Source organism: Streptomyces calidiresistens (genome assembly GCF_014141525.1).
In the GTDB taxonomy this organism is placed as follows: domain Bacteria; phylum Actinomycetota; class Actinomycetes; order Streptomycetales; family Streptomycetaceae; genus Streptomyces; species Streptomyces calidiresistens.
This window is the reverse complement of the sequence record NZ_VKHS01001057.1, coordinates 1-1,524: the sequence shown is the minus strand read 5'-3', so window position 1 is coordinate 1,524 and position 1,524 is coordinate 1. Positions and strand designations below refer to the sequence as shown.

The following is a 1,524-nucleotide window of genomic DNA, read 5'->3' as shown; positions in this document are numbered from 1 at the left end:
CCCGGGTCCGATGCCGTTCCGGACGCCGGCCCCCGCCCCGGCGCCCCCGACGCGCCGGGGGAATGACGGGGAAGGACGGGGGGAGAGATGGGTGAGTGACGGGTGAGTGGGGGAGCGCCCCGGGATCCGGCCGGCCCGCCGGGGCGTCGCCCTTGTCGAAAATGGAACACGTTCTTATCGTGGGAGCCGTTCCGCGAGGGGCCCGGCCGCGGCCGACCCCCTCGCTCCGCCGACGACGCCGGGAGAGCCCGTGACCGAGGCCTACCTCTACGAGGCGATCCGCACCCCGCGCGGTCGCGGCAAGCCCAACGGCTCGCTGCACACCGTCAAGCCGATCGACCTGGTCGTCGGACTGGTGGACGAACTCCGCCGCAGGCTCCCCGACCTCGACCCGGCGGCCATCGACGACATCGTCCTGGGCGTGGTCACTCCCCTGGGCGACCAGGGCGCCGACATCGCCAAGATCGCCGCCATCGCCGCCGGTCTCCCCGACACCGTGGCGGGCGTGCAGGAGAACCGTTTCTGCGCATCCGGCCTGGAGGCCGTCAACCAGGCCGCCGCCCGGATCCGCTCCGGCTGGGAGGACCTCATCCTCGCCGGCGGGGTGGAGTCGATGTCCCGGGTGCCGATCGGCTCCGACGGCGGCGCCTGGGCCGCCGACCCGGCCACCGCCCACCGCGTCGGCTTCGTCCCGCAGGGCATCGGGGCCGACCTGATCGCCACCCTGGAGGGGCTGACCCGCCGCGACGTGGACGAGTACGCCGCGCTCTCCCAGGAACGGGCCGCCGCGGCCTGGAAGGAGGGCCGTTTCGACCGCTCCGTGGTGCCGGTCACCGACCCCTCCGGGCTCGTCCTGCTCGACCGCGACGAGCACCCGCGTCCCGGCACCACCGCCGACTCCCTCGCCGCCCTGCGCCCCTCCTTCGCCCGGATGGGGGAGGAGGGGGGCTTCGACGCCGTCGCGCTCGGGAAGTACCACTGGCTCGAACGCATCGACCACGTCCACCACGCCGGGAACTCCTCCGGCATCGTGGACGGCGCCGCCCTCACCGTCATCGGCACCCGGGAGGTGGGGGAGCGGCACGGACTGCGCCCCCGGGCCCGGATCGTCTCCGCCGCCGTGACCGGCTCCGAGCCGACCATCATGCTCACCGGACCGGCCCCCGCCACCCGCAAGGCGTTGGACCGGGCCGGCCTCACCATGGACGACATCGATCTGGTGGAGATCAACGAGGCGTTCGCCGCCGTCGTCCTGCGCTTCGTGCGGGAGATGGAGCTCGACCTCGACCGGGTCAACGTCAACGGCGGGGCCATCGCCCTGGGACACCCCCTGGGCGCCACCGGCGCGATGATCCTGGGCACCCTGTTGGACGAACTCGAACGCCGCGACCTGCGTCGCGGCCTGGCCACCCTGTGCGTGGGCGGCGGCATGGGAATCGCCACCATCATCGAACGCGTCTGACCCCCGGGCGGCCCGCCCGCGCGTCCCCTCCGGCTCCTTCCAGCGCTTTTCCCACCCCACCC

Annotated in this window: 1 protein-coding gene; it reads left to right on the top strand. The window is 74.1% G+C overall.

The genetic code is table 11. The features are described 5' to 3' along the window. Nucleotides 1–250 precede the first annotated feature (250 nt). Nucleotides 251–1,462, top strand: a complete 1,212-nt coding sequence (locus tag FOE67_RS25390; protein WP_182667159.1) for an acetyl-CoA C-acetyltransferase — start codon at nt 251–253, stop codon at nt 1,460–1,462. The last annotated feature ends 62 nt before the right edge of the window (nt 1,463–1,524 follow it).